At 44.5% G+C, this 15391-nt stretch carries 12 protein-coding genes; 6 read left to right on the top strand and 6 right to left on the bottom strand.

All coding sequences use genetic code 11. The features are described 5' to 3' along the window. The first annotated feature begins 256 nt into the window (after positions 1-256). Entirely contained in the window at positions 257-2047 is a 1791-nt protein-coding gene (locus A3756_RS13405; protein WP_068508663.1) for a hybrid sensor histidine kinase/response regulator, read from the top strand. A gap of 50 nt (positions 2048-2097) precedes the next feature. Here A3756_RS13405 and A3756_RS13400 read toward each other — a convergent pair whose 3' ends face one another. Together A3756_RS13400 and A3756_RS13395 are read right to left on the bottom strand one after the other, a co-directional pair. Beyond that, a complete protein-coding gene (locus tag A3756_RS13400) occupies positions 2098-2739 on the bottom strand; it encodes a response regulator transcription factor (RefSeq protein ID WP_068508664.1) in 642 nt (213 codons plus the stop codon). Positions 2740-2915: 176 nt separating this feature from the next. Continuing rightward, positions 2916-4529, bottom strand: coding sequence for an MFS transporter (locus A3756_RS13395; protein WP_068508666.1), 1614 nt, complete (start codon positions 4527-4529; stop codon positions 2916-2918). Between the two features lie 379 nt (positions 4530-4908). Here A3756_RS13395 and narL point away from each other — a divergent pair, with 379 nt between their 5' ends. Further along, positions 4909-5553 carry a two-component system response regulator NarL gene (narL, locus tag A3756_RS13390; RefSeq protein ID WP_068507590.1) on the top strand — a complete coding sequence of 215 codons (645 nt, stop codon included), beginning with the start codon at positions 4909-4911 and terminating at the stop codon, positions 5551-5553. A 14-nt stretch (positions 5554-5567) separates the two neighbouring features. Here narL and A3756_RS13385 read toward each other — a convergent pair whose 3' ends face one another. Beyond that, entirely contained in the window at positions 5568-6149 is a 582-nt protein-coding gene (locus A3756_RS13385; protein WP_068507588.1) for a DNA-3-methyladenine glycosylase I, read from the bottom strand. Positions 6150-6251: 102 nt separating this feature from the next. Here A3756_RS13385 and A3756_RS13380 point away from each other — a divergent pair, with 102 nt between their 5' ends. From A3756_RS13380 to A3756_RS13370, 3 genes are read left to right on the top strand one after another with little or no spacing between them, the layout of a single operon-like run. Then, complete coding sequence (locus A3756_RS13380; RefSeq protein WP_068553676.1) at positions 6252-9053, top strand: DUF748 domain-containing protein; 2802 nt, start codon at positions 6252-6254, stop codon at positions 9051-9053. Between the two features lie 26 nt (positions 9054-9079). Continuing rightward, positions 9080-9682 (top strand): 5'-deoxynucleotidase, encoded by a 603-nt coding sequence (gene yfbR / locus A3756_RS13375; protein WP_068508671.1) that lies wholly within the window; start codon positions 9080-9082, stop codon positions 9680-9682. Positions 9683-9727: 45 nt separating this feature from the next. Then, complete coding sequence (locus A3756_RS13370) at positions 9728-10756, top strand: zinc-binding alcohol dehydrogenase family protein (RefSeq protein WP_068508673.1); 1029 nt, start codon at positions 9728-9730, stop codon at positions 10754-10756. Positions 10757-10791: 35 nt separating this feature from the next. Here the strand turns inward: A3756_RS13370 and trxC are convergent, their stop codons facing one another. The 3 genes from trxC to A3756_RS13355 all read right to left on the bottom strand — a co-directional run bounded on the left by trxC (position 10792) and on the right by A3756_RS13355 (position 14653). Next, complete coding sequence (trxC, locus tag A3756_RS13365; protein WP_068508675.1) at positions 10792-11223, bottom strand: thioredoxin TrxC; 432 nt, start codon at positions 11221-11223, stop codon at positions 10792-10794. Positions 11224-11348: 125 nt separating this feature from the next. Beyond that, positions 11349-13421 carry a TRAP transporter large permease subunit gene (locus A3756_RS13360; protein ID WP_068508676.1) on the bottom strand — a complete coding sequence of 691 codons (2073 nt, stop codon included), beginning with the start codon at positions 13419-13421 and terminating at the stop codon, positions 11349-11351. 173 nt (positions 13422-13594) lie between these two features. Beyond that, positions 13595-14653 carry a hypothetical protein gene (locus A3756_RS13355; RefSeq protein WP_082865257.1) on the bottom strand — a complete coding sequence of 353 codons (1059 nt, stop codon included), beginning with the start codon at positions 14651-14653 and terminating at the stop codon, positions 13595-13597. A 319-nt stretch (positions 14654-14972) separates the two neighbouring features. Between A3756_RS13355 and A3756_RS13350 the strand changes: the two genes are divergently transcribed. After that, on the top strand, positions 14973-15248 hold the full coding sequence (locus A3756_RS13350) for an HU family DNA-binding protein (RefSeq protein ID WP_068508677.1): 276 nt from the start codon (positions 14973-14975) through the stop codon (positions 15246-15248). Positions 15249-15391 lie beyond the last annotated feature (143 nt).

The raw sequence follows: 15391 nt of genomic DNA, 5'->3' as shown, positions 1-15391 counted from the left end.
TCATTCAAGAACGCAGTCGGCACTTGAACGGTGAGCTAGTTGTTAAGAGCTCTCAAGAGGGTATCCAAGGTACTCAAATCCAGCTTCGTTTCTCACCCAGTTACCTCAGAGAAAGTGATGAAAGTAAAGTTATCATACGCTCGTAACACGCAAATCACATTTCTCCCATTTGAGCGGTGACCTTACTTGGCATCGTTCTGCACACCAACTAACATAGAACGCTTCACTCTAATCGCTTAAAAGACCAATAATAACGATGACAAGCCATTACGAAAAAAGCGTTGAAGAGCTTCAGCTCGAATATGCAAACAAGCGTCGCTTCCCCTTCATAAAGTTTTCTCAGTCACTTGAAAGTGAGTTCAGGGAATATCGACACCAACGCTTACTAGAACGAATTCCTGCAATTGGAGTTGCCGCATTATTCATTTTTTTCTTATTTGCTTTACTAGATATCTACACGCTCCCCGAGTCTGTCTACGTCGTCACAACCTGTATTCGTCTGTTTATAGTTTGCCCTCTCATCGCTATAACAATGATCGCCGCCCGAATGAATTGGTCGATACGCGCGTATTCAAGTCTGTATATGAGTGCCTACATAGTCTCTGGCTTAAGTATCGTTGCTATTATGTACACTACACGAATTAATGATGCGCAAATGCCTTACGACGGTGTGTTGCTGCTCTTGGTTTTTGGCTATTTCCTAATGGGCTCGCCGTATACTTTGGCCACATTAGGTGGAGTGATCGTATCGCTGGGCTATTTTACCCTTGAGCTCAATCTGAACTCTCCCAGCCATATTATCAGCTCAAATGCTGCGTTTATTATTACACTCAATTTTATGGGGGCGATTGGCAGCTACATGCAAGAACGATCACGGCGTAGCCTCTTTCTCAATAAGAAGCTGGTTGAACTTGCAAAGTCTAGAGACCAGCAAGAAATATCCTCACGTACGAGGCTGTTAGCCACCGCCAGTCATGACTTGAGACAGCCTCTACACGCTATGAACTTACTTATTGAGACCTTAGAAAACCAGCTTCCCAAGGGAGATTCTTTAGCCTTAACACAAAAACTTAAGCTCGCCATTAATCAACTAAGCCAGTTACTTAGCTCTTTACTCAATATCTCAAGGTTAAATGCCGGCATTGTTGAAGCAAAGAATACAAACTTTGATCTTTCAAGTTTGATCGGCTCACTAATTCCCGAGCAAAACATTCGTGCGGAAGAGCTTGGTATGACGATTCGCACCGAAGGCCCCTCACCTTGTATTGTAAAAAGTGACCCAATCTTAGTCGAGAGAATATTTCGAAACCTTTGCGAAAATGCATTTAAGCATGCCGATGCAACCGGAGTAAAAGTCAATTGGTACAAAGAAGGCAAAACTATCTTCTTGGAAGTGGAAGACAATGGCAAAGGAATTCCTGAAGAAGAAATGGAAAGTATCTTCGACGAGTTTCATCAAACGGATCAATCTGACAAGCAAGGTATGGGCTTAGGGCTTGCGATTGTCAAACAGCTAAGTGAGCTATTAGAAGTCAAATACGGCGTCAGAGCAGGAAAACATAAGGGCGCATGCTTTTGGCTAGAGCTGGCGCAAGCCTATTCTCTCGAGAAACCGATTAACAATGCACCAGCACAAGTGCCACGCCCCAGCCCTGATAAGCGCATTCTCCTAATCGATGACGACCAAAGTGTCCTGGATTCATGCCAAATACTGTTAGCCAATTGGGGCTACTCCGTCGCCGCAGTTAAGAACCCTTACGATGCGTTAAGCTGCAGCGAGTCAGAAATTTTCGACCTTATTATCTGCGACTATCGCTTTCCTGCTTATCCACAAAATGGCATTGAACTGATACTAGAGATGAGAAAAAGAGCAGCGACCGCCACGCCCGCAATTTTAATCACAGCCGACACTCAGCAAGAAGTCAGCGAAGAAGTCAGTCAGAGTTTTGTTGAACAGGATCTAAATATTACCGGAATCGCCTTTAAACCATTAGCTCCCGCCAAATTAAAGCTAATGATTCAGCACTACTTACAGGCAAAGAATTAGCCTATTTGAGGCTAATTTTTAAGCCGCTACAATGAATGGCCGCTAAGCAATTATTCTAACAAGCCCAAATCAACTGCTACCCGAGCACATTCAGTGCGGTTATGTACGTTTAGCTCGCTAAATAAGGTCTTCATATGGCTCTTGATCGTATGCTCGGTCAAATGCAGGCGCTGGCAGATTTTCTTGTTTGGTAAGCCTTCACACACTAACTGTAAAACTTCCTTTTGCCGAGGTGTTAACTCTGGTAATTCAGCAACTTGTTGTGACTGATAAAAGTCTGGCAGGCAATTCTCGCCTTCCATGACTTTTTTTATCTGATTAAGGATCACTTCACTGCTGCTGGCTTTACTAATAAAACCACTAGCCCCAGCCTTAAGGGCTCGCTGAACATCCCTGAGTTCCTCGGAAGCTGACAAAATAATTGCCGGGATGAATATTTTCTGCTCAGACAGGTATCGAAGAATAGACAGCCCCCCCTCATCAGGTAAGCATAAGTCGAGCAATATCAGGTCATAACCCTGATTTTGTCCAAGGTGATTTTGAGCCTCTATCACGCCATGAGCACATTCGATCACAACCTCTTCGCTCAAACGCTTAAGCACAAATGAAAGCCCTTCCAGGTAGACTGGATGGTCCTCTATCACTAATAATTTCAGTTCACCACTCATCGGCGAAAAGCAAGAAGCTTGCATAACAGTATGATTACCAGGCTGATGTTATATTTGTTTTTTAGCATGCATATTATGCTGATATTAACACCTGCTTAGCAAGCCAATTATTGGCCATTTATTAACCAGTAAACATAAAAAACCGCGCTAGTTGCGCGGTTTTTTATTTTAAGCCATAACTTACAACTTATGGATTGTCGTTATGGATTATAGTGCTCGCAGCTCTTACGTAGGTAGAACCACCAGTTAAGAACGATACATACGGCGTAGAACGTTGCGAAGCCATATAGCGCGTACTCAGGAGTCGTCGCCTTGATTTGCTCACCCAATACTTTAGGCATAATGAATGCACCGTATGCTGCCACCGCTGCAGTCCAACCCAATACCGGACCTGCTTGCTCTTTATTGAATACCTGAGAGATGGTACGGAAAGTAGAACCGTTACCAATACCTGTTGCAGCAAACAAGACTAAGAACAATACAAAGAATGGTACGAAGAATTCTTCAGGTGTTGCTGACTGGTAAGCGGCTTTCATGAAGTAAGCCACACCAATTGCACATGCCACCATAATTACCGCACAAATCTGAGTAACTAAAGCACCACCTACTTTATCAGAGATCCAACCACCAACTGGGCGAATCAAAGCACCGATGAAAGGCCCCATCCAGGCGTACATTAAAGCACTTGGCCCATTAGGGTTAGCCGTGTTGTGTGTCATCACACCATCAACCATCACGTGCTGGAAACCAAATACAACTTTAATCGTTAGCGGGAAAGATGCTGCAAAACCAATGAATGAACCAAAAGTCATTGTATAAATAACTGTCATTGCCCAAGTATGCTTGTTATCAAAGATTTTGTACTGACGCGTTAAGCTCTCACCGATCTGACCTGGAATCGCTTTCAAAGCAAATACTGTCGCTGCGATAACAATAGGTAATACGATCCACTTACTTACACCAAAACCTGAACCACCCACTTTCTCAGGAAGCATCAACCATAGGCCGAAGATTGCACAAGCAAAGCCAACCAGCAACATCATTGAAATTAAGCCGAAAGAACCAACAGGGCCAGGAATACTTGGCGAAATGTGGTCTTCACGCAAGTTATTCATACCGAACCAGCCAGCAAGTGCGAGAGGAATCAGGAAGAGCAACCACACGAAGCCTGCATTTTGAATCCATGCTTCAGTACCTGCAGGAATCTTACCGATCAAGGTACCTGAAGTATTAACTAGCGTCATTGACTCGCCGCCTAGTGCGCCGAACATGCCAACAGTCATCGCCAATGGAACCAGAATCTGCATCGTAGTAACACCAAAGTTACCCAGACCCGCATTCAAACCTAGCGCCAAGCCCTGCTGCTTCTTAGGAAAGAAGAAACTGATGTTTGACATTGAAGATGAGAAGTTACCACCACCAAAGCCAGATAGAAGCGCTAGTGCCTGGAAAACCCAGAAAGGTGTTTCAGGGTTAGACAGCGCGATACCTGTACCGGCTGCAGGTAGCATGAGTAATGCTGTGGTAAAGAAGATTGTATTTCGGCCACCCGCCAAACGGATAAAGAAGGTGCTGGGTATTCGTAGCGTTGCACCCGTCAAACCGGCAATCGCCATTAAAGTAAATAGTTGTGATTTTTCATAGGGGAAGCCCAAGTTCAACATTTGAACCGTGATGATGCCCCAATACAACCAAACCGCGAAGCCGCAAAGCAAACTCGGGATAGAAATCCACAAATTTCGGTTGGCTATTTTCTTACCGGTGGATTCCCAGAACTGCTCGTCCTCCGGATCCCATTTTTGAATATCCGACATAGAATTTCTCCCAATGTTATAAATAATGCTAAGTCACGTTCATCATGCGCAAGCCTATAAACAAGAACAATCGACTCAAGGGAGTAGGCATTTCTTCACCCTTTACTTACCCCCCAATACCTACTACTGGGTAGTACCCTTGCCAGCACCTGCATTGTCGCTACGCTGCGTAAAACAAGGGGTACAACACATGCGACCAGAAGTAGGTACATTTCGGTGCCTACTCTCTCTAAGCCTCCACGAGTAAAGCCTGTCGAACATGATTCACGTCAATTTTGAGAACCAGGGTTCTTGCCAAATGGCGCGTTCTAAGACAGAGTTGCGACTAGATAAGATTCTTAAACCAGAAACTAAGCGCCGCATAAAGGTTGAAGCACTCATGAGCCAGATCCCCGCCACCATATTATTAGTTGATGACCACCCTTTATTAAGAAAAGGACTAACCCAGCTGATTGAATTCGAAGATGAGCTAGAAGTCATTGGTGAAGCAAGTGATGGGCATAGCGCCCTAGAGCTTGCTAAAGAGCACGAGCCCGACCTAATCGTGTTAGATCTGAATATGCAAGGTATGGATGGTTTGGAAACACTTAGAGCCATGCGAAATGCCGAGATCACCTCCCGTATCATCATGCTAACCGTAAGCGATAGTGATGAAGACGTTGTTTGCGCTATTACTTATGGTGCCGACGGCTACCTGCTTAAAGATATGGACCCTGAGCAAATACTGGAAAAGCTAAAAGAAGCCGCGCTTGGTAAAATGGTGATCAGTGAGAAGCTAACACATGTTCTGGCCGGAGCAATACGAGGCGGCAACGATAAGAAATCGAACTTATTAGCCAAACTAACCAGCCGGGAACACGAGATCCTGAAACTCATAGCCAAAGGTATGAGCAACAAGCTTATTGCCCGTGAACTCGATATCTCTGACGGAACCGTGAAGGTTCACGTCAAACATGTCCTGAAAAAACTAGGTTTGAATTCTCGAGTTGAAGCCGCAGTATGGATGGTGAATCAGAAGGGCTAAACTTCACTCAGCTTTTAGCTCACTTTTGACCACTCTGGGCATGTCACCAGGTGGTCATTAACCATCCCCACAGCCTGCATAAAGGCATAGCAAATAGTCGGACCGACAAAGGTAAAGCCGCGCTTTTTCAAATCTTTCGACATTGCTTCGGACTCTGGCGTTACAGCCGGTACATCTGCCATCGTCCGCCAGCTGTTAACTATCGGCTTAGCGCCAACAAATGACCAAAGGTACTTTGAAAAGTCACCCTCATTCTTTTCAATCTCGAGAAATTCGCGTGCATTTTTAATAATAGAGTTCACCTTAAGCTTATTTCGAATCACACCTGAATTAAGCAGTAATTCATCTATCTTCGTCTGGTCATATTCTGCAATACGCTTAGGATCGAAATTATCATATGCTTCGTAATAGCTTTTTTCTTTTCGTAAAATCGTAATCCAGCTCAAACCCGCTTGTTGGCCATCAAGGCAAAGTTTGGCAAATAGATCCTGGCTACCCCACCTTGGCTTACCCCAAATTTCATCATGATATTGCTGATATAAAGGGTCATTACCGCACCAGGGGCAACGTTTCTCTTGTGAGCAGTTTTCGGTCATTTTTTAGTTCCTTTTTAGTTCTTTATTGCTCAGCTCGTTTTATAATGTCAGCTTCGCGGTTCAAGGTTCTGTTCTAAAATAGCCACTCTAGAGGGTTACACTGTGTCGACCATCCTTAATTTCAAATCCAAGAAGTTCTGGCTCATTCTTTTCTTTTTAATCTACAGTGTATTCGGCTGGTTTGCTGTACCTTATATTGTTAAGCAGCAGGCCATCAACTCCCTTAAGGATATTGCAGCCTGGGATACGCAAATCGAATCAGTTGTTTTCAACCCTTACGCACTATCTCTAGCCGTTCACGGTTTCCAAGCTAAGGATGAGTTCCAGCAAGATAGCGTCAGCTTTGATCGATTCTACGTCAACTTTAGCGCCCTCGGTTCATTGGGGGGGCGCATAGCTTTTGATGAAGTCAGTTTGACGAGGCCTAGTATCAATGCTCAGCTTGACGAGCAAGGTCTGTTAAATTTCCAGCGTGACTTTGTAAAAGCTGACAGCGAGGCAGCGCCAGAGGAAGTCGATAACTCAGAGCCTTTAGCCTTCTTTTTCGGCCTGATCTCTATCTCTCATGGACTGGTCAACTTTACCGATCGCTCTAGCGATGAAACCTTTATGCTAAAGCTTGAGCCTCTCAATCTCGCATTAAAGGACTTCTCGACAGACCATAATGATGGTGGCAACTACTCACTAAACCTCTCACTAGGCCAGGGTCAAGAGCTTTCATGGAAGGGACAAATTGGCATTGCCCCTTTTTCTTCTAAAGGCTCTTTGGCCTTGAGCAATCTTCGCTCTTCAAGCTTCTGGCATTACGTCAAACCTTTCTCTCCCTACTCACTTAATAACGCACTAATTTCACTAGAAGGCAGCTACGATACTGAATTTAGTGACCAGAGATCACACCTGCTGATCGAAACTGGCTCGGTGTCGCTTTCTCAGATTGCCTTGGCTGAGACTCAAGATACAGAGAGCTTATTTACACTCGATTCAGTGTCGCTTAGCCCTATCAATTTTAATCTGGAAGAACGTACAGCTAAGCTGGGCAACTTGCTAATAGAAAAGCCCGTGTTATTTGCTAAAAAGGATGAGACCTCACAAATAAATTTGCTACGTCCACTTCAACAAGAAAAGCTTGCTACTGATACCAACGAAAGTGAGGCCTCAGAGCCTATAGCAAAAACCAGCAACGACACAAGTCACTCGACTCAGGAAGCACCTTTCAAGTGGTCAGTGACATCGATAAAGCTAAAAGAAGGGCTGATCAATTGGCAAGACGCTAGCCTGGAAACACCCGCCGATATAAGTCTCGAAAATATATACCTTGAGCTTGGAAAGGTCTCCTACGAACTTGATAAAGCCTTTTCCTATAATGCTTCCTTTAATACCGGAGGGGCCAAGCAAAGTCTTTCAGGCCAATTGGCTGCCTTACCACTCAATGTCGAAGGTGATCTTTCACTTTCAGCCCTGCCATTACACTGGTCACAACCATATATAGGTGAGCAACTCAATGTGCTGCTTGAACAAGGTCAACTGGATCTATCATCAAACTATCAATTAAGCATGACAGACTCAGGCTTGTCTGGAGAAATCACTAGCAATACTTCAGTCAATAACCTTGATATAAAGGAGAGTATTGAAAGACAAGAGGTAGCCGGCTTCAAGACCTTCGCTCTAAAAGGCGTCAAGCTTAAGCTGGCAGGCGAGCAGCAAGCCCCTTCAATTTCAGTTGAAACAGTACAAATTTCCAAGCCCTATGCGAGAGCTAAAATCTCTGAAAAAGGCGAGATGAGCCTGGCTCAACTAAGTAAATCAAAACCGAGTGAGACAGAAGAAGGAAACACTGTAACAGAAGATCATTCGCAAGAAGAGCACAAAAGCGAAACAGCAGGAGAACAAGACCAAGCAAGTCAGCCTGCGAATATTGCCATCAATCGAATTATTATTGAAGAAGGCCGCTTCGACTATATCGATGCTTCATTAACACCGGTTTTTAATACTTATGTCGAGCAATTCTCCGGCGACATCACTAATATTTCTTCAGACATTGATGCCCACTCAAAAGTAGCACTATCTGGAAACCTCGATACCTATGGAAAAATTGCCATTAATGGCACAACTAACCCACTCAGCGCTCAACCTAATACTGCCTTAGATATTCAGGTCAACAATATTGACCTAAGTACCGCCAGTCCATATTCGGCTAAGTATGCTGGCTACCTGATCGATAAAGGCAAGTTGGATCTTGACCTGGCTTACGACATCAAGGGCTCTAAGCTGAAAGCGGACAATAAAGTCTTTATAGATCAATTTAACTTTGGAAAGTCTGTCGATAGCCCCGATGCCACAGTCTTACCACTTCCTCTGGCTATAGGTATTATGAAAAACCTCGATGGTGAAATAGATATCGACCTACCAATTAGTGGAGACTTGAGTGACCCGAGCTTCAGCTTTGGCGGCGTACTGCTAACAGCTTTCACAAACCTGATTACCAAAGTGGTAACCAGCCCTTTCTCTATCCTAGGCTCCTTGGTTGAAGGTTCTGATGACATATCATCTGTGAATTTTTCTGCTATGTCTTCGTCAATCGATGCGCTTGAAAGTGAGAAGATTCTTAAGCTTGCTGAAGCTTTGAAGAAGCGTCCTAATTTAAGTATTGAAGTACGGGGCGTAGCAGATAGAAGTGTCGATCTAGAACCTGGTGGGCAGGTGCTTGGCGAAGATAAACTAGCAGTGCTTGCGAAGAGTAGGGCACTGGCCATCGCTAGTTCCTTGGTGGAGATTGGCGGAATTCCAGAGCAACGGATATTCACCCTCGAACCTAAAGTTGTCACGAGTGAAGCCTCAAAAGAGTCCCCGTCTGCCGAACAGGCTCCGACAGTAGCCTCGATTTTTACAATCAAGCCCAACTAAACCCATTCGCAAACATAGAGAAAGCCATGCACAAAACTATTAGCCACTTCTTCGCCTATGTCAGCCGGCTTAAATGGATTAAACGTTGGAGTCTAATGCGTAATGCAATTCATGAGGATGTCGCGGTGCACTCATGGGAAGTCGCTACGATAGCTCATATCTTGGCAATCATTCATAACAAAGACTGCGATCTAAATAATAAAATAGATGCAAACCATTTGGCTGTCGTTGCGCTTTATCATGATGCGACAGAAGTCATCACTGGCGACATGCCTACACCGGTAAAATATCACTCCGAGGCGATGCGTACCGCTTACAAAGGGGTCGAAGAGAAAGCACAGCATGAGTTGCTTGCCCTGCTGCCTGCTTCCTTGCATCAAGATTTTAGTAGTATCCTGCTTGAAGATACGCTCCCGGAGCACTACCTGGTTTTGCTCAAAGCCGCTGACCGACTTTCCGCTCTTCTTAAATGCCGGGCAGAATTGCGTGCAGGAAACCGCGAGTTTGAACAAGCTGAACAGGAAATCAGTTCACGCCTTAATGATATGAACCTTGCACCAGTACACTACTTTCTTGAAGTTTTTGCTCCCGGCTATGATATGTCGCTTGATAACTTGCTGGATGCCTAGTGTTTTGCCATGATTGTTTAATCAAAACCCCAGAGTGATAACCTTATGAAAGCGATTGGCCTAAACCAATATCTAGCAATTGAAGACCCTGAAAGCTTAATCGACTTCGAAGCGAATATGCCTCACCCCACCGCGCACGACCTACTAGTTAAAATCGAAGCCATTAGCGTCAACCCTGTTGATACAAAGGTTCGGGGGCCAAAATCGCAAACTCTAGAAGAGACCAAAATACTTGGTTGGGACGCTTGTGGTGTAGTCGTTTCCGTAGGTGAAAGCGTCACCCTTTTTAGCCCTGGTGACAGGGTGTTCTATGCCGGCGATATTACACGGCAAGGTTGCAATAGTGAGTTTCATTTAGTCGATGAAAACATCGTAGGTTATGCACCACGCTCCCTTGATTCAGCTAATGCCGCAGCCCTTCCACTCACAGCAATTACGGCCTGGGAAGCCCTTTTTGAAAGGTTAAATATTTCAATTGATGGCTCAAGAGCAGAACACGCCAAACCCACGATTTTAATTATCGGTGGTGCAGGCGGTGTTGGTTCGATCGCCACTCAAATCGCCACAAAGCTTGCCGGGCTTGAAGTTATCGCAAGCGCGTCTCGCCCTGAAAGCAAAGCTTGGTGCGAGAAAATGGGTGCCAAACATGTAATCGATCATAGCAAAGCTTTAGATAAACAACTTTCTGATATTGGTATTCCTAGCGTTGATTATATTCTCTGCTGTAATAGCACCGATCAATACTTCGATCTTATGATAGACGTAATCAAACCGCTTGGAAGAATCTGCTGCATTGTTGACAATACGGCCCCCTTGGAAATGAATAAACTGAAATCAAAGTCAGTGAGCTTCGCTTGGGAGTTCATGTTCACCAAAGCCATGTTCAAGACACCAGACCGGATCGAGCAACATCATATTCTTAACGAAGTGGCACGGCTCGTTGACGAAGGTGAGTTCATCTCCACACAGAATCAAATATTATCGCCTATCTGCGCAGACACTCTACGCCAGGCTCATGCCCAACTAGAGCAAGGAAAAACAATAGGGAAGCTCGTCATCGAAAGCTGGGAGTAGAGAGCAACTAGCAAACTATAATTGAAAACATTCTCTTAAATGTTTTCTTCTATCCATTTCGTTAATTGGGCTAAGGGTAAAGCTCCAGAAATCCTGGCAACTTCTTTCCCGCCTTTGAAGATTAATAAACTCGGGATAGATTGTATTCGCCAACGGGCAGCTACTTGTTGATGCACTTCAGTATTCAGTTTTGCAAAACGTAACTTCGGTTCTAGTTTCTTGGCTGCTGCATCAAACGTTGGAGCGAATTGCATACAAGGCCCACACCACGAGGCCCAGCAATCCACGATCACCGGGATCTCATTATGACCAACAACAGCAGCGACATTCTGCGCAGTGATATCCATTGCTTTTCCAAGAAATAACGCTGACTTACACTTTCCACATTTTGGCTTTTCTTTAAGTCTCTCTTCCGGCAACTTATTGCTAACACAGCACTTTGGACAAACTATTTTTATTACACTCATAGTAAGTTTTTAGCTCCTTAAGAAAAATACGAAAGCGATCAATTGAGTAGGTACTCATCTCTTCAGTAAATTATAAACAAAAAAAATCCCCGACTTGCGGGGATTTTTTATTTGCCTAACTCAACTTAGTAGGCAACCAGTAGAGGTCCAAAGGCCACGATGAGCAATACTGAGCCCATTGTCATCATTGGCATCAGAATACGCTCATTGCGCTGGTAGAAGGTACCATCCTTAACTTCTTCATCAGCTTTAAGCGCTTCTTCTTCACCCACCACTTGGCGTGTTAACAAGTGATTCAATGCTACCGGCGGGCTCAAGTAACCCAACTCAAAGGCAACCAAAGTCATCATCCAGAAGTGAATTGGATCAATACCAGCCTGGTAAGCAACCGTAGCGATTGTTTGGCTTACCAGAATTACCGCACCAAAGGCTTCCATAATCATACCCATGACAACCAACGCACACACCATAAGGGCCATTGCTGTCCAGATACTTGAGAAGTCACTTGGGAACATCTCAACAACACCGGTTCGTTCGATCATACCACCCAAACAGATACTACAAGCTACCAATAGTAGCAGGGCACCAATTTCAGCCGTTGTCTGGTTGGTGGCTGTACGCACACAGTATTCAATACCTTTATGTGGCTCGGTTGACTTACCATCTTCACTCACCATGTCTTTCTTGGTGATATGTTCAAAAATAAGAATAACGATCATCATCACAGGTAAGATTCGCGCTGCAGAGAACTCATCCAACTGAACGTTTAAGGCCATGTTATAGAACATAATAACGCCACCCATACAAAGGATGTAAGGAATGAGAGGCTTAATTTGCGAAAATGTCTCTGGCAGTGCATCACCAACAGAGGCTAATTGAATCTTGCTCTGACGGTTCACAAACATAACCATAATAAAGAACATAAAGGCACTTAGCGCAAAGACCCATACACCCCAGCCAAATAGTTGGTCGGTCGTTACTTCACGGTTCATGAACGCGATAACAACAACAAGCAAACATGGTCGCAATACAACACCCATACTACCTGACATCGCCGTGGCTGCGAGTGCCAGATTGCGGCGTGCGCCAGCTGCTCTAATTTCGTGATAGATTACTGCACCAGCAGCGATAACGAAGATACCAGAGCCACCTGTGTAGGCAGTCGGTACAGCAGCAAGAACAACCACAACAAAAGCCAACATTTCCGGAGGCATTTTCCAAGGCTTAAACAGGTTCAGAACCAAACCGGCAAAACGGGTTTGTTTCAAGAGCATACCTATCCAGACATACAAACCAACGTTCAGGAACATGTCCGCCAGGTCCATCAGTGTATTCAGATAGATACCTATCCCTGGCATGTGGCCATGAGAGAAGAAGAAAATACCCGCAATGATGGCCATCGTGGAATAGAGAGGAACCGATAACAAAGCATAGCCAATATTACCGCCAGGTTTTAGGTGAGCAGGCACCTTAATCAAATTGTAGATACTGACGATCAACAATAAGGCTATGCCATATACCCAGAAGTTATGCAGCATCGCTTCTTCAGACGGGAGGTTGGTACCATCTGAGTGAGCCAACTCCCGGAAGGCAAAAACCGAAGTCAACAAAACACAATTAGCAATAACCTGTGCAGAGCTCGACACATAGTGATCAAGTCGGTGCAAGACCGGGCGCATGGCAATATGGTGGCGCTTCAAGGTTGCCGTCATTGCACACAAAAAGATCAAGGTTATCAGGATGAACTTTTGGGAAACTAAGCCAACGCCTATCGCGTCAGAAACAAACAACTCTACTGCTCTGAATGCTTCAACGCTCGGGGTAATACGATCGCTTATTTCTTCGTAAGCTGTAAATTTATTCTGACAATCCTGACGTGCATTCTCGATAGAGGTACGAATTAAGTCCGGATCGACAGGTGCAGCATCGAATAGATCTAAACCTAAATCATCATCTTCGGTTTGAGCCAAACGTGCTTGCAACTGCTCTTCAACATTAACGTTTGGATCACAGGTAGGTGCGACAGGATCAACTCGAAGCTTATAGTAGCCCGGCCAGTAATGCTCCCCAACCTGTAATATCTGATTATGGATATCACTACTGGTACTAAAAACAACAACCAGTAACAACAAAATACAAGCTGGTAATGACGATAGCCACTCAGAAATTGAGCGGCCGCTTTGTGTATTGGAAGCCACGTAGTCCCTTCTCCCCGAAAAATGAATTGGTTTATTATTAGCCAAAAAAAAAATGCCGGTAGATTATACCGGCATTCCTTAGTAGCAGACTAGCTGGAGATTGACTTTCTTTTTTTCAAAAATGGGCAAATCACCTTGATTCAAGCATATTAAGGTGATACAAGTCTCATTTTTTAAAACAAGTCATCCAGTTCAACAGTTTCGATATCATCAGCGGCATTCTCATCCCAGAAAGATCCAAGTTGACCAACTGGAGTTCGGTGCCCCATATTTTCTGTCCACATTTTATCTGAAATTCGGGTGATCGCTTCTGTTGCTGCTACGTCCAATAAACGATACTGCTTATTCGCTTTATGATTAGTGATGTGCTCAGCATGTCGCTTAATAACCGTTCTTACACGCTCCATGTCACCTTTAGAATAAGCGGCGATAATATGGAAAACGTGCGCCAAACGGATATGCGCATTTTCACCAATCTGGTCAGCTTGCTCCAATCGCTCCCAAGCATTTTCACCCTCTGGTAATGCACCAGGTAACAAGCTCCAAACCGCTGCTTTTAACGCTAAAGGGACGCCAAACCACGCCCGGTTATCCAAACAACCCGCACCACGTTCTGCTTGTGCCGCAATGTTTTTAGGCACCCCGGTACCAACACCCGAGAGAATATCGTGGTTCAAGGACAAAAGACCATTAATCAATCCCGCCAACCAAACAATCTGATCAAACTCTTGCTCAAGATCAGGACACTCACCACCAATTTCTAAACCTCCATTAAACTGAATCAAGGCCAGCCAGCCTTTGTAATAACGCTTCGCAGCTCTTACATGGTGATTTTTCTGGGCGATCAATGAATCTTGCGCCATATCTGGCTGCTGTCCACGAATGTATCGCAAGTACGCAAGCTCTTGTTCAAAAGCTCTTGCTTCTTCACAACCACCAGCACCTAAGTTTAGAAGCACTTCCAGCTCCCAGGGCTCTTCAGTGATTCGGCCAATTGATTCAACCATCGCTCCCAGCGCTTCAGCACCAGTACAACCCGCAACCAAGTCATCAGTCGTCAACAACTGAGGTACAACGTGCGCCTCGGCCAACAGGGTTATCGCATCACCTGTAGGTTTAACCATTGGCTTAACCAAAAACTGGTTAATCGCTTTACAGCCGCCCAGTAAAGACGACAACACTACGGAAAGAACAATCCATTTTATATATGTACGGCTGCTATTCAGCTTCACAATAGGCTCCTAAAAACATTCAGATACTTTCTGCAATCGCGGATTATCTACGACTTGATAGAATTTTAGTGAGATCGATGGCACAAAGATTAAAATTCGTGCCAAAATTATACGCGGGTTCCGTAAATCAAAACTCAATATGGCTACCAATTTGAAACAAGTTCACAGATATTTCATTTTTTAACAAATTTTGCTTTTTTTACTTTTACCCATTGCAAGCAAAGCGATCTGGACTATCTTTAGGGTGTACAAAGTCCTCTGGACTGCAGACCCTGTCTGGCGTGTACCTAAGACAACAATCTCAATTAAGGTAAAATTCATGAAAAAACCTGAACTTGCTGCTGCCATTGCTGAAAAAGCGGACCTAACCAAAGAAAAAGCCGGTGAAGTCCTGAATATTCTGACCGATGAAATCACCAATGCAATGAACAAAAATGATACCGTAAGCCTGATCGGTTTCGGCACATTTTCAGTCAGAGAGCGAAGTGCTCGTACTGGTAAAAACCCTCAAACTGGTGCAACAATCCAGATTGCTGCAAGCAAGTCTGTTGGCTTCAAGCCTGGCAAGTCACTGAAAGATGCAGTGAACGGCTAGCTGGCCTGAGCCAAATTCAAAAAAGAGGCTTTCAAGGCCTCTTTTTTATTTCTACTAAAGTTTTATCGAAACCTGTAGCTTCGCTAATAAATCCTGACTAATCCCCTGTACCTTCAATAAAGCATCCATAGATTCATAGGGCC

Source organism: Oleiphilus sp. HI0086 (assembly GCF_001635225.1).
Note: the sequence above shows the minus strand (reverse complement) of the source record. Positions and strands in the feature narration are given on the sequence as shown.